This window comes from Synechococcus sp. UW105, assembly GCF_900473935.1.
Lineage (GTDB): Bacteria > Cyanobacteriota > Cyanobacteriia > PCC-6307 > Cyanobiaceae > Synechococcus_C.
This window is the reverse complement of sequence record NZ_UCNN01000009.1, coordinates 15342-35767: the sequence shown is the minus strand read 5'-3', so window position 1 is coordinate 35767 and position 20426 is coordinate 15342. Positions and strand designations below refer to the sequence as shown.

At 56.8% G+C, this 20426-nt stretch carries 19 protein-coding genes; 13 read left to right on the top strand and 6 right to left on the bottom strand.

What is annotated here, in order from left to right; translation table 11 throughout:
• Nucleotides 1–52 precede the first annotated feature (52 nt).
• From carB to DXY16_RS03400, 3 genes are read left to right on the top strand one after another with little or no spacing between them, the layout of a single operon-like run.
• Nucleotides 53–3376 (top strand): carbamoyl-phosphate synthase large subunit, encoded by a 3324-nt coding sequence (gene carB / locus DXY16_RS03410; RefSeq protein WP_115119533.1) that lies wholly within the window; start codon nt 53–55, stop codon nt 3374–3376.
• A 29-nt stretch (nt 3377–3405) separates the two neighbouring features.
• The gene (locus tag DXY16_RS03405) at nt 3406–4077 is read left to right on the top strand and encodes a DUF3386 domain-containing protein (RefSeq protein ID WP_115119531.1); all 672 of its coding nucleotides are present in this window, start codon (nt 3406–3408) and stop codon (nt 4075–4077) included.
• A gap of 60 nt (nt 4078–4137) precedes the next feature.
• Nucleotides 4138–5496, top strand: a complete 1359-nt coding sequence (locus DXY16_RS03400; protein ID WP_115119529.1) for a sodium:alanine symporter family protein — start codon at nt 4138–4140, stop codon at nt 5494–5496.
• Between the two features lie 100 nt (nt 5497–5596).
• On the opposite strand, the gene DXY16_RS03395 is transcribed toward DXY16_RS03400, so the two are convergent.
• The 3 genes from DXY16_RS03395 to DXY16_RS03385 are packed head-to-tail and all read right to left on the bottom strand — an operon-like array spanning nt 5597 to nt 8036.
• Nucleotides 5597–5836 carry a DUF6447 family protein gene (locus DXY16_RS03395; RefSeq protein WP_115015513.1) on the bottom strand — a complete coding sequence of 80 codons (240 nt, stop codon included), beginning with the start codon at nt 5834–5836 and terminating at the stop codon, nt 5597–5599.
• Nucleotides 5833–6285, bottom strand: a complete 453-nt coding sequence (locus tag DXY16_RS03390) for a hypothetical protein (RefSeq protein ID WP_244281521.1) — start codon at nt 6283–6285, stop codon at nt 5833–5835. Before DXY16_RS03390 ends, DXY16_RS03395 begins: the two co-directional genes overlap by 4 nt.
• A complete protein-coding gene (locus DXY16_RS03385) occupies nt 6285–8036 on the bottom strand; it encodes an ABC transporter ATP-binding protein (protein ID WP_115119527.1) in 1752 nt (583 codons plus the stop codon). The genes DXY16_RS03390 and DXY16_RS03385 overlap by 1 nt, the downstream gene beginning before the upstream one ends.
• 41 nt (nt 8037–8077) lie before the next feature.
• Here DXY16_RS03385 and DXY16_RS03380 point away from each other — a divergent pair, with 41 nt between their 5' ends.
• The 4 genes from DXY16_RS03380 to DXY16_RS03365 are packed head-to-tail and all read left to right on the top strand — an operon-like array spanning nt 8078 to nt 10339.
• Nucleotides 8078–8260, top strand: coding sequence for an RNA-binding S4 domain-containing protein (locus DXY16_RS03380; RefSeq protein WP_115119525.1), 183 nt, complete (start codon nt 8078–8080; stop codon nt 8258–8260).
• A gap of 60 nt (nt 8261–8320) precedes the next feature.
• Nucleotides 8321–9052 carry a triose-phosphate isomerase gene (gene tpiA, locus DXY16_RS03375; protein ID WP_115119523.1) on the top strand — a complete coding sequence of 244 codons (732 nt, stop codon included), beginning with the start codon at nt 8321–8323 and terminating at the stop codon, nt 9050–9052.
• Nucleotides 9053–9060: 8 nt separating this feature from the next.
• Complete coding sequence (gene folP, locus DXY16_RS03370; protein WP_244281520.1) at nt 9061–9903, top strand: dihydropteroate synthase; 843 nt, start codon at nt 9061–9063, stop codon at nt 9901–9903.
• A 28-nt stretch (nt 9904–9931) separates the two neighbouring features.
• A complete protein-coding gene (locus DXY16_RS03365; RefSeq protein ID WP_115119519.1) occupies nt 9932–10339 on the top strand; it encodes a thiol-disulfide oxidoreductase DCC family protein in 408 nt (135 codons plus the stop codon).
• 78 nt (nt 10340–10417) lie between these two features.
• On the opposite strand, the gene DXY16_RS03360 is transcribed toward DXY16_RS03365, so the two are convergent.
• On the bottom strand, nt 10418–14422 hold the full coding sequence (locus tag DXY16_RS03360; RefSeq protein ID WP_115119517.1) for a magnesium chelatase subunit H: 4005 nt from the start codon (nt 14420–14422) through the stop codon (nt 10418–10420).
• A 71-nt stretch (nt 14423–14493) separates the two neighbouring features.
• Nucleotides 14494–15774 (bottom strand): cation:proton antiporter, encoded by a 1281-nt coding sequence (locus DXY16_RS03355; RefSeq protein ID WP_115119515.1) that lies wholly within the window; start codon nt 15772–15774, stop codon nt 14494–14496.
• 125 nt (nt 15775–15899) lie between these two features.
• Between DXY16_RS03355 and dapB the strand changes: the two genes are divergently transcribed.
• The 5 genes from dapB (at nt 15900) to DXY16_RS03330 (ending at nt 19268) form a co-directional block, all read left to right on the top strand.
• Nucleotides 15900–16754 (top strand): 4-hydroxy-tetrahydrodipicolinate reductase, encoded by an 855-nt coding sequence (gene dapB / locus DXY16_RS03350; RefSeq protein ID WP_115119513.1) that lies wholly within the window; start codon nt 15900–15902, stop codon nt 16752–16754.
• Nucleotides 16755–16782: 28 nt separating this feature from the next.
• On the top strand, nt 16783–17442 hold the full coding sequence (locus DXY16_RS03345; protein ID WP_115119511.1) for a hypothetical protein: 660 nt from the start codon (nt 16783–16785) through the stop codon (nt 17440–17442).
• A 67-nt stretch (nt 17443–17509) separates the two neighbouring features.
• Entirely contained in the window at nt 17510–17767 is a 258-nt protein-coding gene (locus DXY16_RS03340; protein WP_115119509.1) for a high light inducible protein, read from the top strand.
• Complete coding sequence (locus DXY16_RS03335; protein WP_244281519.1) at nt 17768–19072, top strand: FAD-dependent monooxygenase; 1305 nt, start codon at nt 17768–17770, stop codon at nt 19070–19072.
• The gene (locus DXY16_RS03330; protein ID WP_115119507.1) at nt 19056–19268 is read left to right on the top strand and encodes a DUF2949 domain-containing protein; all 213 of its coding nucleotides are present in this window, start codon (nt 19056–19058) and stop codon (nt 19266–19268) included. The genes DXY16_RS03335 and DXY16_RS03330 overlap by 17 nt, the downstream gene beginning before the upstream one ends.
• On the opposite strand, the gene DXY16_RS03325 is transcribed toward DXY16_RS03330, so the two are convergent.
• Nucleotides 19259–19834 (bottom strand): adenine phosphoribosyltransferase, encoded by a 576-nt coding sequence (locus DXY16_RS03325; protein WP_244281518.1) that lies wholly within the window; start codon nt 19832–19834, stop codon nt 19259–19261. The two genes, DXY16_RS03330 and DXY16_RS03325, sit on opposite strands and share 10 nt — an antisense overlap.
• Here DXY16_RS03325 and DXY16_RS03320 point away from each other — a divergent pair.
• Entirely contained in the window at nt 19821–20396 is a 576-nt protein-coding gene (locus DXY16_RS03320) for a DUF3038 domain-containing protein (RefSeq protein WP_115119503.1), read from the top strand. The two genes, DXY16_RS03325 and DXY16_RS03320, sit on opposite strands and share 14 nt — an antisense overlap.
• Nucleotides 20397–20426: the final 30 nt, after the last annotated feature.

Below are 20426 nucleotides of genomic sequence, written 5' to 3'. Positions count from 1 at the left end.
GTTGGGGGTGTCGCGTGGGAGGCTGTACAGGTTTGGCTACTTGCAAAGGCCCATGCCCCGGCGGTCTGATCTTCGTCGCATCCTTCTGCTGGGTTCCGGTCCGATCGTGATCGGACAAGCCTGTGAATTTGATTACTCCGGAACGCAGGCCTGCAAAGCTCTTCGGGCCGATGGTTACGAAGTGGTGTTGGTGAATTCCAACCCCGCCTCAATCATGACCGATCCGGAGCTGGCGGATCGTACCTATATCGAGCCCCTGACCCCGGAGGTTGTCACCCGGGTGATCGAACAGGAGCGCCCTGATGCTCTGCTCCCGACCATGGGTGGACAGACGGCTCTCAACCTTGCCGTTGCCTTGGCTGAGAACGGAACGTTGGATCGCTTCGGCGTGGAACTGATCGGTGCCGACCTCCCTGCTATTCGCAAGGCGGAGGATCGCCAACTGTTTAAGCAGGCCATGGAGCGCATTGGCGTGAAGGTGTGTCCTTCCGGGATCGCTTCAAGTCTTGAGGAAGCTGAAGCCGTGGGTGCGGCGATCACGACGTTTCCTCGCATTATTCGACCAGCCTTCACCCTCGGCGGTAGTGGAGGGGGCATTGCCTACAACCCTGAGGAGTACGCCGCAATTTGCAAAAGCGGACTGGAGGCCAGCCCTGTTTCCCAAATCTTGATTGAACAGTCTCTGCTCGGTTGGAAAGAATTTGAGCTGGAGGTGATGCGCGATCAGGTCGACAACGTCGTGATCGTTTGCAGCATCGAAAACCTCGATCCGATGGGGGTGCACACCGGCGATTCGATCACCGTGGCTCCTGCTCAGACTCTGACCGATCGGGAATATCAACGCTTACGCGATCAGTCGATTGCCATTATTCGCGAGATCGGTGTGGCCACTGGGGGCAGCAACATCCAGTTCGCCATCAATCCTGCGGATGGCGATGTTGTGGTGATCGAGATGAACCCTCGGGTGAGTCGATCCTCGGCCTTAGCGAGCAAGGCCACAGGTTTTCCGATTGCCAAGATCGCTGCCCGATTAGCCGTTGGTTACACCCTCGATGAGATCCTCAACGACATCACGGGTCAGACGCCGGCCTGTTTTGAGCCGACGATCGATTATGTGGTCACCAAAATCCCTCGTTTCGCCTTTGAGAAGTTCCGCGGTTCTCCTGCGGTTCTCACCACTGCGATGAAATCCGTGGGCGAGGCGATGGCGATTGGTCGCTGCTTCGAAGAGTCGTTTCAGAAAGCATTGCGCTCTTTGGAAACCGGCCTATCGGGCTGGGGATGTGATCGCCCTGATGCGCCTGTTACGGCCGTTGAACTCGAACGCAGTTTGCGAACCCCTTCTCCCGACCGGATCCTTGCTGTGCGAGCGGCGATGGTGGAAGGTCGCAGTGATGCTGAGATCCATGCACTCAGTCGTATCGATCCTTGGTTCCTCGCCAAGCTGCGCACGCTGATTGATTGTGAGAAAGCGCTTTTAAGCAACCGCAACCTGGCAGAACTGAGTGCTGATGATCTGCTTCAGCTCAAGCAATTGGGGTATTCCGACCGTCAGATCGCCTGGGCCACAGGTTGTGATGAGCTGGATGTACGCAGTCGACGCCATCAACTGAGCATCACGCCACTGTTCAAAACCGTTGATACCTGCGCTGCTGAATTCGCATCCACCACTCCCTATCACTACTCAACCTATGAGCGACGCGTCCAGCGTCTTAACGACGCTGGAGAACTGGACACTCTGCCGCCGATGAATGAGGTGCAATCGGAGCAACGCCGCAAGGTGATGATCCTCGGCGGTGGGCCTAATCGGATCGGCCAGGGCATCGAATTTGATTATTGCTGTTGCCACGCTTCCTTCTCCGCCCAGGAACGGGGCTTCGCCACGGTGATGGTCAATAGCAATCCTGAGACGGTTTCCACTGACTACGACAGCAGTGACCGTCTTTATTTTGAGCCGCTCACCCTCGAGGATGTGCTCAATGTGATCGAGGCCGAGCGTCCTGAAGGGGTGATTGTTCAGTTTGGTGGTCAAACCCCTCTCAAGCTGGCCCTGCCTTTACTGCGCTGGCTTGACAGTGAAGCTGGACGCCAGACCGGTAGCCGAATTCTGGGTACGTCGCCTGCTTCGATTGACCGGGCGGAAGATCGGGAACAGTTCGAGGCCATTCTGCGCGAGTTGGAGATTCGTCAGCCTCGGAATGGTCTGGCTCGAAGTGAAGAAGAGGCTCGTTCGGTGGCGGATCGGGTTGGTTATCCGGTGGTCGTGCGTCCTTCCTATGTGCTCGGTGGTCGGGCGATGGAGGTGGTTTTCGATCAGCAGGAGCTCAATCGCTACATGGTGGAAGCTGTGCAGGTGGAGCCTGATCATCCAGTGCTGATCGATCAGTATCTGGAGAACGCAGTCGAGGTGGATGTTGATGCCCTCTGCGATCGGGATGGGGCCGTGGTGATCGGTGGACTCATGGAGCACATCGAGCCCGCAGGCATCCATTCAGGTGACTCAGCCTGCTGTCTGCCATCGGTTTCGCTTGGTGAGCAGGCGCTCCAACTCATCCGTCGTTGGACCGAATCCTTGGCCCTAGCGCTCAAGGTTCAGGGGTTGATCAACCTGCAGTTCGCCGTGCAGCGCGATGCCGAGGGAAAAGAGGTTGTCTACATCATCGAGGCCAATCCTCGCGCTTCCCGCACCGTGCCGTTTGTGGCCAAGGCCACAGGTGTTCCGCTTGCCCGTATCGCCACCCGGCTGATGACTGGAGAAACGCTCGCTGACGTTGGCTTATTGGCAGAGCCGCAACCACCGTTGCAGGCAGTGAAGGAAGCGGTTCTGCCCTTCCGGCGATTCCCTGGTGCTGACTCCGTGCTCGGCCCCGAAATGCGTTCCACCGGTGAGGTGATGGGCTCAGCTCGCGAGTTCGGGATGGCCTATGCCAAGGCTGAACTCGCGGCTGGGGATGCACTGCCAACCTCTGGACGCGTGTTTCTCTCCACTCACGATCGTGACAAACAGGCCCTTGTTCCGGTGGCGTTGCGACTGATCGAACTTGGCTTTGAGCTCACGGCCACGTCCGGTACTGCTCAAGCGCTCCAGCAGGCCGGCCTTGAGGTCAGCTCCGTTTTGAAGGTTCACGAAGGCAGACCCAATATTGAAGATCTGATCCGTTCGGGCGGGATCCAATTGGCGATCAACACGCCGATCGGCCGTCAGGCAGCCCACGATGATCGTTACATCCGTAGAGCTGCGCTGGATTACTCAGTGCCAACCGTGACCACCCTGGCAGGGGCTAGGGCTGCAGTTGAAGCGATTGCAGCCCTGCAGGCAGAGACCCTTTCGATCCATGCCTTGCAAGATGTTCACCAGACAATGCCAAGCCATTAAGGTCGTCTTCAACGACATCCCTTCTCGTTGTGACCCAGGCCCTTCCCACCCAGATTGCACCCGGCAGTGATTGTCGGGAGGCGTTTCAAGCCGCTTACGCCAATCGCTACACCTGGGATCCTGGTTTCGCTGGTTACAAGGGTCGTTGCATCTGGGAGCAAGGCGACCGTCGTGTGGAGGGCACGTTCAGCGTGGGAGCCGATCTGAAGGCCTCTGTGGACGGTGTTGATGATGCTGAAGTGCAGAAAGCGCTTGCCTCTCAGCTCTGGGAGGTCGCCATCCACCGTGTGCGTCGCAGTTTCGACCAAGTGCATGGCGACAACACGTTCACGGCTGGTGAGAGCACCGATGCTGGAGTGGAAGTGATCATCGGCGGCAAGGGTGAAGGTGATCGTTATCGGATCAAGAACGATGTGGTGACGATGGTTCATCGCCATATTCACGGCACGGTGGTGACCATTCACACCGGCAGTACCACCGACACCGGAGCCGGCTACCTCAGCCATACCTACACCAGTCAGTACTCCGACCCGGCGACGGGTGAAGCGCGTGGCCCTGAAAACCAATTTGAAGACACATTTGTGCCCCTAGAGCCCGATGGTTTCTGGGTTCTTCAGCAACGTGTGATCAAGACCGCTGCCGATGGCGATGACACTCTTGGTCATCAGATCTTCCGATTTGAATCACTTCAATCGCTTTGAATCTTGGCTTCTCTTTTTAGTTTTTGAGAATTTTTCGATTGCGTTTTTCTGGTTTTTAAGATGAAAGATTTCATCACGCTTGTTAATTCCAAGGTAGGTGCATTCGCATGGGGGCCATGGACTGTGGCTCTCATCGCAATTACAGGCATCTTTTTGATGGTTGGGCTTCGCTGTATTCCGCTGCGCAAGCTCGGATATGGCTTCAAGCTCCTCTTTGAGCCTGTTGATCAGCGTGGTGAGGGAGAGATCTCTCCGTTCCAGGCCTTGATGACGTCGTTGGCGGCCACCATTGGGACCGGAAACATTGCTGGGGTCTCCACGGCGATCGCCGTTGGTGGTCCGGGGGCAATCTTTTGGATGTGGTTGATCGCCATCTTCGGGATCGCGACTAAATATGCAGAAGCAGTGCTGGCTGTCCATTTCCGTGAAACTGACGCGGAAGGTAATCATGTTGGCGGCCCGATGTATTACATCCGCAATGGATTGGGCCATGGTTGGACCTGGATGGCAGGCTTGTTTGCTTTTTTTGGCATGCTCGCCGGCTTTGGAATCGGCAATGGTGTTCAGGCATTTGAACTGGCTAAAGCCCTCGAAAAGACCACGCAAATCCCCCGCAGTGCGACTGGCGTTGTACTTGGTGTACTGATTTTTCTGGTTGTGATCGGTGGTGTCCGTCGGATTGCGAGAGCGGCTTCTGCGATTGTTCCTGTGATGGCAATCCTCTACATCGGTGCATGCCTTGTCATCCTTTCGATGCACATCAATCAAATCCCAAGTGCTTTTGGCCTGATCTTTAGTTCCGCATTCAGTGGTCAGGCTGCTGTTGGTGGTGTGTTTGGAGCCGTTGTGCTGCAAGGCCTCAAGCGGGGCATTTTCTCCAATGAAGCTGGTTTGGGTAGTGCTCCGATAGCCCATGCTGCTTCCAAAACCACCAGCGCAGTTCGTCAGGGATCAGTTGCCATGCTCGGCACCTTCATTGACACATTTGTGGTCTGCACGATGACAGCCCTTGTCGTGATCACAAACTATTCTGAAACTCTGTTGGAGATGACTGATAAGGCAAGGAAAGCTTTGTCTGGATCTGACATTTCGATCACGGCTTTTGGACTTGGCATTAATGGTGGTGGAGTGATTGTGACTGCAGGCATTGTTGTTTTTGCCTTTACGACAATTCTGGGATGGAGTTTTTATGGAGAGAAGTGCACTCAGTTCCTGTTTGGAGAGAAGGCCATTCTTCCCTACCGTCTGGTTTGGATAGCAGTTGCTGTTTGTGCCGCTATCGCCGGAGAGAAAGGTCTTGTCTGGGATGTTTCTGACACCCTTAATGGCTTGATGGCTCTGCCGAATCTTTTTGCGCTCCTGCTTCTGTCTGGAACCGTGTTTAAGCTCACACGTGCCCATCGCTTTTCTGAAGGTTGAGCTTGACAAGCTGATTTTCCCTGGCTGAAACAACAAAAAAGCCTCCGAATTTGCGGAGGCTTTTTCTTGGTCGTTTTGGCTATGCAGTTTTTGCTGTTGTTCAGCCTTCCTCAGGCAGAGGGGTGACGTCGTTGAGACGTTCGTTCAACTGCATCGCCATCGACTGACGACCCACTGCCAGCACCTTGAGAGTGTCTTCGTGCATGCGCAACTGAGCATCAGCAACTTGCATGCCACGCACCAGTTCCTTCAGCTCGTCGGGCAGTGCATTGAGGTCATAACGCTTGCCTTCGAAGGTGAGTACCGGGTTCTGATCCTGGGAGAGGTCTGAGGTGGTCATGATTCTTTTTCGCTCTGCGGGATTTTACCGGCGTCGGCCTTGTCAGCTTCATTGGGTTGGCCGGTTGTCTGATCTGGTTTGGCCCTCTGAAGCCGTTTGAAGAAAAACATCAGCAAACCTCCCACTTGGCTGGTTTCCACAAGCTCCCATCCTTCGTTGCCGAGCAGATTGAGGAAATGCTGTAGCTGGGCTGCAGGGTGCTTCTGCTCCAGGGGTGGTTGCTGATACATCTGGGGGAATTCACGCTTAATGAATTCCGGACTTAGAGAACCCTGCAGTTTTTTGCTGGCTGCCTCAGGGGTGGATGGCTTGGGTGGAGCATCATTGTTGATGTTGATATGAACGACGCGATATTCCCAGCGCTGTTGAGGGTTGTTGGTTTCGTTGTCCGTCGTTGGCCGTTGCTCACTCTCTTGGGGATCGGTGGGTGTGGGTTGCGGGTTCTCCATTAGTTGCTTCCGATGGCATTGACCCGGATGAACTGCCGTTCACACAATTCGCGGTAGCGACCGTTGCTGGCCATCAGTTGGTCGTGGCTTCCTTGCTCACGGATGCTTCCTTTCTCCAGAACAACAATTTGGTCCGCTTCCTGAACGGTTGCAAGTCGGTGGGCAATTACCAGCACAGTTCGCCCTTGCATTGCCTGACGAAGCCCCAGTTGCACAGCGGCTTCCGCCTCTGCATCGAGTGCACTTGTTGCTTCATCCAGCAGCAACACCGCAGGATTGCCAAGCACCGCCCTGGCAATGGCGATCCGCTGTAACTGGCCACCCGAGACATTGGTGCCTCGCTCTTCAAGCTGTGTGTCATAGCCATTCGGTAGGGCCATGATGAAGTCATGGGCATTGGCCAGACGAGCCGCTTCGATCAGTTGGTCGTGGCTGATCGAACGCCCGAAACGAATGGCATCGGCGACGCTTCCTGAGAACACCGTGGTTCGTTGTGGCACCAGTGCCACCTGTTGGCGAAGCTCACGTGCTCTCACTTGACTGAGATTCTTCCCATCCAGGCAGATCTCGCCAGATTGGGCTGTGTTGAAGCGCAGCAGCAGGGAAAATAGGGTGCTCTTACCAGCGCCTGATGGTCCCACCAGGGCAACCACCTGTCCGGCCTGAATGGCGAGGTTGATGTCGCGCAGCACCGGTTTGCCATCTCCATAGGCAAAGTTCACCTGCTGGAGACGCAGGTTGCCCTGGGGACGACCGAGTGAAAGGGCTGGTGATGGATCCTTGGCTTCTTGGGGTTCCTTCTCGATCTGTCGCAGTCGCCTCAATGAGGCCTGACCCTGCTGGAATTCATTGAAATTGTTGGTGACGTGTGCGATCGGGTCAATCAGCACCACCAGACCCGTGAGATAGCTGCTCAAGCCAGCAATGCTTAGGCCATCGTTCTGAATCCTCCAAGCAGCCAGCCCCAGCACGGAGAAGAGCCCGACAACCTCGATCATTCCCACGACGGGGTGCTGGAGTGCCACAAGGCTGTAGGTGAGGTGCCGGGCCTGACGGTGTTGGTCAATCTCCTCTTCGAAACGTCCCTGCAGCCAGGGTTCGGCGGCGAAGGCACGCACAAGCGGAAGGCCTTCGATTGCTTCTCCCAGCAGACCGGCCAGTTCGCTCACTTTTTTCTGGCTGCGTTCGGTGGCGGCCATCACCCGTGCTCCGAACAAGCTGATCAGCCAGATGATGACCGGGGCGAGCAGCAGGATGGATGCAGTCAGTTTCCAGTCGAGCCAGAGCATGTAGCCGAGCACGGCCAGCAACTGGAGGACGCTTGGAAGCGTGTCGTGGATGGATTTGTAGAGCACCTCGCTGACGCGATCTGCGTCTTCGGTGAGTCGGTAGGTGAGATCTCCTGCTGACAGCTTTTCCAATGCTCCTAGTTCAACCGTCTGCAAACGGCTGAACAGATTGCTGCGCAGGGTCTTGCTCACCTGTAGAGCCGGTCCAGCAAGCAGGGAGTCTTGACCGAACTGGGCCAGCTTCTGAACCGCAAAAATCAGCACGCCTTGCCCAATCAGGCCGAGCACCCGCCCGAGATCCCGTGATCCGAGTGCAGGGAAGAGAGCACCCGCCAGATTGAGCAGCCATAGAAAACTGCTCACGTAAACGAGCATGCACAACACCCCCAGCACCAACTGCCGCAGATGGGGTCGGAGCAGGGGCAGAAGCCTGCGAAAGCCTGCCTCGGAGGGTTTCAGCATCGCGTCAGACTATCAATGCTCTTTCTCGCAATCCGTCGCCCATGCGGCTCGATCAATTCCTGAAGTGGCAAGGCTGGGTCGCGACCGGTGGAGAGGCCAAGATGCGCATCCAGGCGGGAGAAGTGCAGGTGAATGACGTTGTAGAAACCCGTCGTGGTCTCCAGCTTCAGGTTGGTGATCGCGTGACGATGGGCTGCGATCATTCCGAAGTCACTGCGGTCTGAGGCCAAAAAGCTCGCGCTGGAACGTAAGTTGTCTGCTGCTGACCGTCCGAGGACCCGAGCGTGCGTAAACCGGTGATCGCTGGCAACTGGAAGATGCACATGACCTGTGCTCAGGCCAGGGAATGGATGGCCACGTTTCTACCGTTGATCGCTGCCACCCCAAATGATCGAGAACTCGTGGTGGCGCCACCCTTCACGGCGATCTCCACCATGGCTGATTTGGTGAAGGGGTCGACGCTTGAACTTTCCAGCCAAAATGTGCACTGGGAAGGGCACGGTGCTTACACCGCCGAAATTGCTCCTGGAATGCTTCTGGAGCATGACGTTGTCTACGCCATTGTTGGCCACAGTGAGCCTCGCAAATATTTCAGCGAAAGTGACGAACAAATCAATCATCGTGCCCGTTCCGCCCAATCGAATGGATTGATCCCGATCGTCTGTGTTGGTGAAACAGACGAGCAGCGCACCCGTGGAGAGGCGGAACGGGTGATCCGTCGTCAGGTTGAACAGGGGCTTGAGGGCCTTGATCCCGCCAAGCTGATCGTGGCCTATGAGCCGATCTGGGCGATCGGAACGGGCAAAACATGTGAATCCACTGAGGCGAACCGTATCTGTGGGCTGATTCGCAGCTGGGTTGGATCCCCAGATCTCATTATTCAGTACGGAGGATCGGTGAAACCCGGCAATATCGATGAATTGATGTCGATGAGCGACATTGATGGAGTGCTTGTGGGTGGTGCGTCTCTGGAGGCGGAAAGCTTCGCTCGGATTGCCAACTATCAGGCTGCCTGAACGGTGTGATGACGCAGCCTCGATCTCCTTGGCCAGCAGCATGGGGAACGCGTACGGCTGTGATGGGGGTGATCAATCTCACCCCCGACTCATTCAGTGATGGCGGTCGCTTTAATACACCGGAGCTGGCACTGAGACAGGCCAGTCGCCAGTTGTCTGATGGTGCTGATCTGCTGGATCTTGGTGCCCAAAGCACCAGACCCGGCGCGGAGGAGGTGGGGGCTACTGAGGAGATCAGTCGATTGCTTCCGCCTTTGAAGGCCATTCGTTCTGCCTATCCGCAGTCGTTAATTTCCGTCGACACCTTTCTTGCTCCTGTGGCGGAAGCTGCTCTTGAGGCAGGGGCTGATTGGATCAATGATGTCAGCGGTGGGCGGCGTGATCCGGGCATGTTTCCCCTCATCGCTGCTGCAGGTTGTCCTTATGTGCTGATGCACAGCCGTGGTGACAGCCAAACGATGGATGCCATGACCACCTACCACGATGTAGTTAGTGACGTGCTCCAGTCTCTCCAGGAGGCGAGCAATCGTGCTGCAGCGGCAGGTGTCGCCCGCAATCAGCTGATTTGGGATCCGGGCCTGGGTTTCGCTAAAACCACAACACAGAATTTGTTGTTACTCCGGGAGTTGGAGCGATTGGTGGCCGTTGGAGTGCCACTGTTGCTCGGCCCCTCTCGAAAACGCTTTATCGGTGATGTGCTCAATGAGAAACGTGCCAAGGCCCGCATCTGGGGCACGGCGGCTGTGTGCTGCCGAGCTGCGGCAGCTGGTGTTGGAGTCTTGAGGGTGCACGATGTTGCCCCGATTCGTCAGTTGGTTCAGATGTCCTCTGCAATCCTTCCGATTCGCTAGAACGATTGCCTCTGACGCGCCTTCTGTTGTGAGCAGCCCAGCGGCCGAACTCACCTTTCTGTATGACGGCGCTTGCCCGTTGTGTTTGCGCGAGGTGCGATTTCTGCGTCGCCGTGATCACCATCACCGCATTCATTTTGTGGATGTTGATGCTGATGACTACGACCCATCTCTTTGGGCGGGGATCAGTTATCGCGCAGCGATGACGCGGATTCATGCCATCCGGAACGATGGTTCAGTGCTTACGGATGTCGCTGTTTTTAGGGAGTGCTATCGGTTGATCGGTATGGGTTGGTTGTACGCACCGACAACCTGGCCCGTCCTGTCTGGTTGGGTCGATCGTTTTTATGGACTATGGGCTGCTCAACGACTTCGCCTGACGGGACGTTGCGACTTGAATTCCCTTTGTGATTGCAGGAATCAAAGCACTGCTTGATGCAATAAAAAACCCTGCTTTTGCTTTAAAGCAGGGTTGATTCGTTATGGATTAGTGCGTTGTGAATGCTGAATTATTTCAGCTCACGCCCTCGATCTTGTCTTCTACTTCTTGATAGAGCTCCTGCAGTTGTTGGATGTTCTCATCAGACGTCTCCCAGTAGCCGCGTCCATTGACCTCAAGCAGTGTTCCGACGATGCGACGGAAGCTGTGGGGGTTGAGTTCTAACAGACGCTTGCGCATCTCTGGATCATTGATAAAGGTTTCGTTGGCCTCTTCGTAAACGAAGTTGTCAACACTGCCGCTCGTTGCGCTCCAGCCCAGGGTGAAGTTGAGGCGCTTGGCAACCTCTCTCACTCCTTCATAGCCGGAGTCGAGCATTCCTTCGTACCACTTGGGATTGAGAAGCTTTGTGCGTGAATCCAGTCGGATGGTTTCACTTAAGGAACGTACCTGTGCGTTCGCAGTGGTGGTATCTGCGATGTAGCTGGTTGGGGCCTTGCCATCATCCCGCAAGCCTTGAATCAGTTTTGTAGGGTCACTATCGAAGTAGTGGCTCACATCTGTGAGGGAGATTTCTGCTGAATCAAGATTTTGGAAGGTGACGTCAGCAGTTTTCATTGCCGATTCGAACACCTCTCGCTTTTGATTCATTTCACCAGGGTTGTCAGCATTGAAGGCGAAGGTTTTACGAGAAAGGTACATCTCCTGAAGCTCTCCTTCTTCTTCCCAGGTGCTGTTCTCCACAGCGAGATTGACGTTGGAGCTGTAGCTGCCGCTGGCATTTGAGAAAACTCTACAGGCGGCATCTCGGAGGCTGGTGCCATCCTTTTCTGCTTGCTCAAGTGAGTGCTTACGCACGAAGTTTTGCTCCAGTGGCTCTTCAGCCTCCGCTGCCATCTTCACTCCCTGATCGATCAATGCCATCTGGTTGATGAAGAGATCTCGGAACACACCTGAACAGTTCACCACCACATCGATGCGAGGACGTCCAAGCTCTTCGAGGCTGATCAGTTCCAGCTTGTTGACGCGACCAAGGGAGTCAGGAACTGGGCGCACACCGATGAACCAGAGAATCTGGGCTAGCGATTCTCCATAGGTTTTGATGTTGTCAGTGCCCCAAAGAACGCAGGCAATCGTTTCCGGCCATGTGCCCTCTTCCTGTTTTTGCCGCTCGATCAATTTGTCCACCACACCTTTGGCCGCAGCCACGGCGGCACGGGTTGGGATGGCCTGGGGATCAAGCGCGTGGATGTTTTTCCCACTCGGAAGCACGCCGGGATTGCGAATCGGATCCCCACCTGGCCCGGGAAGTACATATTCGCCATCGAGGGCGCGCAGAAGGCTGCCCATCTCCATGTCTGCGCAGACCTGTTCAAGGCAGAAGCGCAAGTAAGCAAACAGTTTGTCGAGTTCTGCTGAATTCGTATTCGGGAAGCCGGCGCTGGAGCATGCGCGTAGCCAAGGGGAGGAAGGCTTAAAGCCAAACTTGGCTAGCAACTCGTAGAACCAGGCAAAGCTGTTGCGCAGGCTGACGCGACCATCGCGACCGGTCAGAGATTGCACCATCGCGCCAACTGCAGCACGGGAGGTCTCCGTGATGGTGCGGTTGAGTTCCACATCAGCGAGTACACCGTCGTCGTTGCCTTTGTAGATGTCTTCGATGGATCGGCCCATGGCTTCTGCCAAGAGGCCAGGCAAGGAGCGCAGCCCATCTTCCTCTCGCTCCAGTGCCGCGATGTTGACCAGAGTGGCAATCGCTTCTTCCGCCGTGGGTGGTTTGCCGATGGTGTGCAGACCACAGGGAAGTAGACGACTCTCGATTTCCATCAATTGGCGATACACCGCTCCGACGAGGGCATCACGGCCTTCGAGATCAAGCGCAGAGGAGTCGTCGTTGGGCAAATCGACATCTTTGTCGAGATTGCAGAGGCGTGCCGTCTCAACGATCGTGTTGACAATTTGGATTCCACGCCCACCCTCGCGGAGCTGCTGGTAGGAACCGACAAGTTCACCAAGCTCTTTCAGCCCCTTGTAGAGGCCTGCATTTTCTGCAGGAGGGGTGAGGTAACTGATGGTTGAGGCGTAACCACGGCGCTTGGCGATGGTGGCTTCTGAAGGATTATTGGCGGCGTAGTAATAGAGGTTTGGCAGTGCGCCGATGAGGGAGTCGGGATAGCAGGTTTCACTCATCCCCATCTGCTTGCCGGGCATGAATTCCAGCGAACCGTGGGTGCCGAAATGCAGCACAGCATCGGCGTTCCAGATCTTCTCTAGGTAGGTGTAATAAGCGGCGAAACCATGATGAGGACTGGCGCTGCGGGAATAAAGGAGTCGCATTGGATCTCCCTCGTAGCCAAATGTGGGTTGAACACCCACGAAGACGTTGCCGAAGTGACGGCCGTAGATCAGCAGATTTTGTCCATCACTATTGAGGTTTCCTGGCGGTTTTCCCCAGTTTTCTTCAAGCCGTTCTGAATAAGGCGTGAGGCGCTCGTATTCCTCAACGCTCATGCGGTGAGCGATTGACAGTTCTGGAGCACCTTCCATCGCCTCGGGGTCATTGATGACCGCCTCCATCAGCGCCTTTGGATTGCGGGGCAGGTTCTGTACGTCGTACCCCTTGGCCTTCATTTCCTCGAGGACGCGATGGATGGAGCCAAAGACATCGAGGTAGGCGGCGGTGCCGACGTTGCCTTTGTCGGGTGGAAAGCTGAAGACCGTGATTGCCAGCTTTTTCTCTTGCCGTGGTTTGATTCGCAGTGACGACCAGCGGATTGCGCGTTCCGCGATGGCATCCACCCGGTCTTGAAGGGTGTGAGCCTTGCCGGTGGCATCATCACGGCCTGAGAGCACGATGGGTTCAATGGCGCCGTCCAGTTCGGGGATGGCGATTTGCAGTGCAACCTGTACTGGGTGCAGACCGAGGTCACTGTCTTCCCACTCTTGGGTGGTCTGGAACACCAGTGGAAGCGCCACCATGTAAGGACGATTGAGTCGCTTGAGGGCGTCGACTGCCTTGGGGTGATCTTGTCTTGCCGGTCCCCCAACCAGTGCGAAGCCAGTGAGAGACACCACCCCATCCACTAGGGGCTGATCCTGATTGAGTGGATCGTAGAAAAAGGCGTTGACAGGCTTCGAGAAATCAAGACCACCGCAGAAGATGGGAAGAACCCTTGCTCCTCTGAATTCGAGTTCTTGAATCACGGCCACATAGTGAGCGTCATCGCCGGTGACGATGTGGCTGCGTTGAAGCACGAGACCAATGACAGGACCTTGACGCGCTTGTTCCGAGAGATCATTGCGGCTGTTGGTCCAGTTCAGGTATTCCTTCAGGTCTTCGAACATTGCCGGAGCCATCGGGTGCCAGATGCCCAAGTCGGGGAAGACCTCGGGATCGGCGACATCGATTGCAGGGCGTTCCTCACCCGCTGCTGCGGGGAAGACATATTTGTCCGCAAGCATCAACAGGAAGTTGCGGAGATTGTCTGGAGTACCGCCAAGCCAATACTGAAAGCTCAGCATGAAGCTGCGAGCGTCTTGTGCCTTCTCCACGGGCAGATACTTGAGCACCGTGGGGAGGGTGTTCAGCAGCTTGAGCATGGCGTCTTGGAAGCCAGCTCCCCCCGACTCCTTGCGCTTTTTCATGAAGCCGGCGATCGCACTCTTGCTTTGACCCAGCTGGGCCATTGAGAAGCTGCCGAGCTTGTTGAGGCGCATCACCTCAGGCATGGAGGGAAAGACCACTGCGGCCTTGAGGCGATCACGGTGGGGGGTCACCGTTTCGACAACTTTCTGGGCCAGATCTTCAATGAAAATCAGAGACGCCACAAAGACATCAGCTGAGGCAACATCGGCCTGGAAATCAGCGAAATTATCGTCATCACGAAGCTCTTCAATCAGATAGCCGCTGAGTTCAATCCCGAGGGGGCCATCCATCGCGTTGAGGCTGGTGGCGGCCTGGGTTAGGGCGTTTTGATATTGCGGTTCGAGCACCACATACACAGCCTTCATGACTGACTTGTGGTTATTGGGCTCAGCAGGAACAACCCGGCGATCGGCGGAGCGGACCTGCGTGAACATCTGCGTGCATTGAGGAATATGAAGAAGCCTACGGGGATGACGGCCCCCGCGTGCGCTTTGGGCTCAAGGCTTTACACAGTCTGTAAGCGGCTTTTGGCGAGGCCGAGCCGGTCCAGCATTGGTCCTGTCATCAGTGTTGTTGCCACGGCCATCACCACGCCAATGCCGAAGAGGGTGGCGTTAATGGCCCCGAGCTTGAGCCCCACATTCAGCACCACAAGCTCGGTCATCCCACGTGTGTTCGCAAGCCAGGCCAATGCCTGTGCGTCTCGTTCCGGGACCCCCCCAAGGCGAGCGCTGGCCCACGTGCCTGAATATTTGCCTGCTACAGCGACGCCAAGCACCAAAGCTGTGATGAGCAGCAGGTCGCCCCGTCCGAGCTTGGTGAGCTCGGTTTCCAGCCCGCTCGCCACGAAGAACATTGGTAAAAGCAGGCGCATGACAACGGTTTCCAGCTTTGTCTCCATTCGCGTCTGGAGCTCGTTGTGGCGTGGCATCGCCAGCCCCCACAGAAAGGCTCCAAAAATCAAATGAACGCCAATTTGATCGGTCACCACACTGCTGATTAAAAGGCCTGCAAAAAGGGCTCCCTGCACCAGCGGTGAAATCTCCTTTTGGTGCTCGAAATGCTTGACCAGATAGCGTTTCGCTGGGCGGAGGAGCACTAGCAGAACAAAGGCCCAGGCTGCGGTTAGGCCGAGGGGGATCAGGCAGGCGATCGCTGACCCTGAGCGGGCAAAGGCCACTACACCCGCGAGGATCACCCAGCTGAAGAGATCATCAATCGCGGCGCAGGCGATGCTCAGGCTTCCAATCTTGTGTTCTTGCAGGCCGCGTTCTTTGAGAATGCAGGCGAGCACAGGAAAGGCGGTGATTGCCATCGCTGTGCCCATGAACAAGGCCCCATCCAAGGTGCGCTCTCCAGGGAAGAGGCTGGTGTCCCAAACGTTCAGGCCATAGGCGAGGGCGATGCCCATGGCCATCGGCACCACAATCCCGCTCAGGGAAATTCGCAGCGCTAAAGCCGCCTGGCCGCGAAGCATGGAGGGTCTCAGTTCGAGCCCTACCAAGTACATGAACATCGCTAGCCCCAGCTGGCCCAGCAAGCTGAGCTCATCGATGATGCCACCGCCAAATAACTGTTCTTCGAGGTTGGGGGCAATCCAACCGAGCAGGCTCGGACCTAGTGCGATGCCCCCGAGGATCTCTCCCATCACGCGGGGTTGCCCCAGCCGCGCCAGCACTTGTCCAAAAAGTTGGGACACCATGATCACAATCGCCAGAGCTGTAAACACAGCTGCTGTTTCCGTCGTGGCCGTGACCTTGATCGAGGCGGTGGCGAACATGCTCATCGGTGTGGAGAGAGCTCCACTTCATGGTGTTGTTGAAGACTTTGAAGAGCGTTGAGGTGCAGCTCCCCTTCAGGTTTCATCGTGGGGATCAGGCATGATTCGAGCTCAGTGCTGCTCTGTGCGCGATGTCTGAGGTTCGCTCCGCTGATCCCATCCACGTGGTTGTTGCCGGTGCTCTCGGTCGGATGGGGGCTGAGGTTGTCAAGGCTGTGCAAGGAGCCGCGGATTGTGAATTGGTCGGTGCAATCGACAACACACCTGGTCAAGAGGGGGTGGATGTGGGTGAAGCCCTCGGCCTCGGAAGTCTGGACGTTGCGATCACGGCCGATCTCGAGGGCTGTCTGTGTTCGGCCAGTCAGGCCGTTCGTGATCGTGGTCCTGGTGGCGGTGCCGTCATGGTGGATTTCACTCACCCATCGGTTGTTTATGCGAACACCAGGGCAGCGATTGCCTATGGGGTGCATCCCGTGATCGGTACCACCGGTCTGTCCCCGGAGCAGTTGGAGGATCTGCAGTCCTTTGCCCACAAAGCGTCCGTAGGGGGCGCTGTGATTCCAAATTTTTCAGTGGGCATGGTGCTGCTGCAACAAGCGGCCGCCGCTGCTGCACGCTTCTATGACCATGCGGAGCTCACGGAGCTGCATCACAACCGCAAGGCGGATGCTCCAAGTGGCACCTGCATCAAAACAGCCGAGCTCATGGAGGAACTCGGCAAAGCGTTTAACCCGGCTGAAGTCGATGAGCATGAATCCCTTGCGGGCAGTCGTGGCGGCGTAAGAGCCAGTGGCTTGAGGTTGCATTCCCTTCGGCTTCCTGGTCTGGTGGCACATCAGGAGGTGATGTTTGGGGCTCCTGGAGAGACCTACACCCTCCGCCACGACACGATCGACCGCTCTGCCTATATGCCTGGGGTCTTGCTGAGCATCCGTAAGGTGCGGCAGCTTGAGGCTCTTGTATACGGCCTTGAACGGCTGCTCTGACATCCGTAATGCGGCCTTCCTCCGATCCATGCTGATCCCCCTGCGGCCCGGTGAACTTCAACGTCTGATTCCGGCAGTGGCGACTGGCACCCAGTTCGCGGCTGCTCTGGGAGACCCGCGCAAGATTCTTCAACGGGTGTTGATCGCAGCCATTGGTGGCGTCATCACGCTGCTGATTAGCCAGAGGCAGTTTTCAAGCGGATGGGGCTCGATTTGGCTGATCATCGCTGTGGCATTTCTTCTCTACGTGCTGTGGGGGCCGATCCTTGAGGCGAGCCGCCGTAACGCCACCTTGCGCCGTTATCCATCCGCCGCGCTCTTCGACGGTGAAGTGGTCGACGCCTTCACTCAGGAGCGAGTGGAAAGCCGGCGTGAGCAGGCCAACGAGCGCGGCACGCTTGAGTTGGTGGAGAACAGACGCACCTGGATGGTGCTCGAGCTGGCTGATGAAGACGGCTATCTCGCCAGGCTGAGCTTCCCCATGCTCAAGCCCCATGGGCAGATACGGCCTGGTACGCCCGTGCGCTGTTTGGTCTTGAGCGATCGAAAAGACTTCTCCCGTGTCGCCTCGATCAGCGATGCCTGGCTGCCAACGCTTCGGTTGTGGGTTGGTGAGTATCCATTTCTGCTGCGTCCTGCCTTCGAGGAGCTCTGTCAGATGCGCTTGTCCTCTCGAAGGGGCCGCTGAGGCAAGTTGAGCATCTTTGCAAAACTTCGCAAACTTGCGTTACAATTCGCAAAGAAGCCAAAAACAGATGACTCAAGCCACCTCTGCCTCCGCCGCTCCTGTGATTCGTGGCGCCACTATCACTACTGAAGATGGCGGCCGCTTGAACGCCTTTGCCACCGAGCCCCGCATGGAGGTTGTCGAGGCTGAGAGTGGCTGGGGATTCCACGATCGTGCAGAGAAGCTCAATGGCCGCATGGCCATGCTGGGGTTCGTTGCACTCCTGGCCACCGAATTGGCCTTGGGTGGTGAAGCTTTCACCCATGGACTGCTCGGCCTGGGCTGATTGGATAGATGGAGTTTCAGCACCTTGGTGCTTGATCCTCACGACATGGTCACCCTGCCCATGCTCACAGACGAGCTTTCGCCCACCAACAAGGACGTCAATGACGCCTTGTCGGTGGGCATTTTGGGCTCCGGACCGACTGGCGCGCTCCTGGCGTTAGGTCTGAGTCGGCTGGGTTGTCGGGTTCAGATCCACGATCCTCTGTCAGCGGATCAGATCAGTTCACGCAGTCGTGCCTACGCGATCACGCATTCTTCACGGCGGTTGCTTGAGCGCCTTGATCTCTGGACTTCGTTGCAGCCTTATCTGGTGCCGTTCCGCCAGCTTTGTCTCCAAGATCAGTGGAGCAAGCCGTCCGTGTGGTTTCGAATCGCAGATTTGGCGCCTGCCAATCGCAACGCTGATGCCATCGGTTGGATCTTGGACCATCAGCCGTTGATGCAGGAGCTTCTGAAGCGGTTGGATCGGGAAGCGAATGTTGCTCTCCAGTTGGGTGACAGGGCCTCTTCAGGTGTTGGCCAAGCTCGCGATGCGGGTTTTGATCTGATTGTTGCCGCGGATGGCCCCAAGTCGTCGCATCGGCAGGCCTGGCGACTGCCACTTTGGTCATTCCCTTACCGGCAGGGATGTCTGACCCTGAAGGTATCTCTGCGCGGAGCAGCTCCTGCCACGGCGCATGAGTATTTCCGAGCTGAAGGGCCTTTTGCTGTCTTGCCACTGGGGGGGCAGGCCTTTCAGTTGGTTTGGAGTGCTCCCCTGAATCGTTGCCGAGAGCGTGCAGCGCTTGATCCTTCCACGCTTCTGGATTTGTTGGCCACCGTGTTGCCCTCTGGCCTGGAGCCCGAGGCTTTGCTTGATCAGCCTGTCGCGGTGCCCCTGCAATGGAGTCTTGCGCCCAAATTGGCGCGAGGCCGGAAGATCCTTCTTGGTGAAGCGGGGCACCGTTGTCACCCTGTTGGTGGTCAGGGTCTCAATCTCTGCTGGCGTGATGTCGACGAACTGATTGCGCTCGTTGCTGCCCATCAACATGCCGGGCTGGCTCTGCATCAGGTCTCCGCCCGGTACAGCTGCCGACGTCTGGTTGATTTGTTCTTGATTGGTGCTGGTACAGACGTGCTGTTGCGGCTGTTTTCAAACAGCTGGAGAGGTCTCCGACCGGTTCGATTCGTGATTTTGCTTTTGATTCAGCGGCTGCCGTTGCTGCGGCGAATCGCGCTTCAGGTCATGACCGATGGCCCGATGACAATTCTGAAGGCTCCGCCAGAGTGGAAACAGCGAGGATTCCGCCATGGTGTTCAGCAGTGATCCCCAGCCTCCGGCGTCTCCTCTTCTTCTCAAGTATCTGCGCGAGCGGCTTGGTCTAAGCGATAACGCCTTGCAGCTGGGCCAGCGTCAGGCCGAAATCGAGCAGGCTCCTCTTCCGGTGGTTCTTTGGACCTTTGGTTTGCTCAACTTGGCGCAGTACCAGGAGGTGCTGGATTGGACCAGCGATCAGGAATAGATCACGAGAGATTCCACCGGGATCGCTTCGGGCAAGCGGCGCCGTCCTCCCAGGCTCTCCAGTTCGATCACGAAGCTGGTCCCCACAAGGGTGCCGCCGGCCTGATTGATCAGTTGAGCGGCAGCGGCGGCGGTTCCACCGGTTGCCAGTAGATCGTCTACTAGCAAAACCCTGGGATTGCCTGTCAACGCATCGGCATGGATCTCCAGACGATCGCTGCCGTATTCCAGGGCGTAGTCGATTCCGAAGACCTCACCAGGCAGTTTTCCAGGCTTGCGAACCGGCACAAATCCGAGTCCCAGATCGGTCGCCAGGGACGTCCCCACGATGAAACCACGGGATTCGATGCCCACGATCAGGTCTGGCTTGAGAGCCTCGCAGATGGTTCCCATCTGCTTCATGACGGCCCGCCAAGCTTCAGGGTCTCGCAGCAGAGGTGTGAAATCACGGAACAGAATTCCTGGTTTCGGGAAGTCAGGAATGTCTCGAATGAACTGGCGAAGATCCAACGAAGGGTGACGCGGAGGCCTGAGTACTGGCATCATCGCAGCCATGACCGATGCCATCGCTCCACCTGTCCTCTCGGCTGCTTCGGGCGAGGCGATAGCCGTTGTCAACACCGCCCTGGACCGTCGGGGACTGGAAAGGCTTGATCTCCTGCTGCTCACTGTTGAGGCTCTTGCCATCAATGGTGGTGAGGTCATGCTCTGGGCCACACAGCAACTGGGATACGAATCCTTGTTCCCCAACCGAGTGGAACTCTGGAAGCGCCGTTGCACCAACCCCCTGCGACGTTCCACCCGACGCACTGCTCTCACTGGCGAGGAGATCGAAGCGCTGATCCGTGTGATCTGCGCCATGGCGGATCGTCTCTATCCCATGCTGCATCAATTGCTCTGGAGCCGTGAGCCATCAGCTCTGCAGGACCAACGCTGGGCAAAGTTTGATCAGCGTCTGCGTGATTTGATTGGAGAACGGATGAATCTGCGCAGGGGCTCTGTGCAGCGTCTTCTCGAGACCGAGAGCTCTTCGTCAGTGCAGCGTCAGATGGTGATCACCCTGGCTCTGGCTGCCGGAGCAGGAGGCGTTGATCGTCTGCGCGCCAGTCTTCAGGATCCAACCCCCTAAGCCACACGCTTTCGTCTTCTCCGCTTCCCG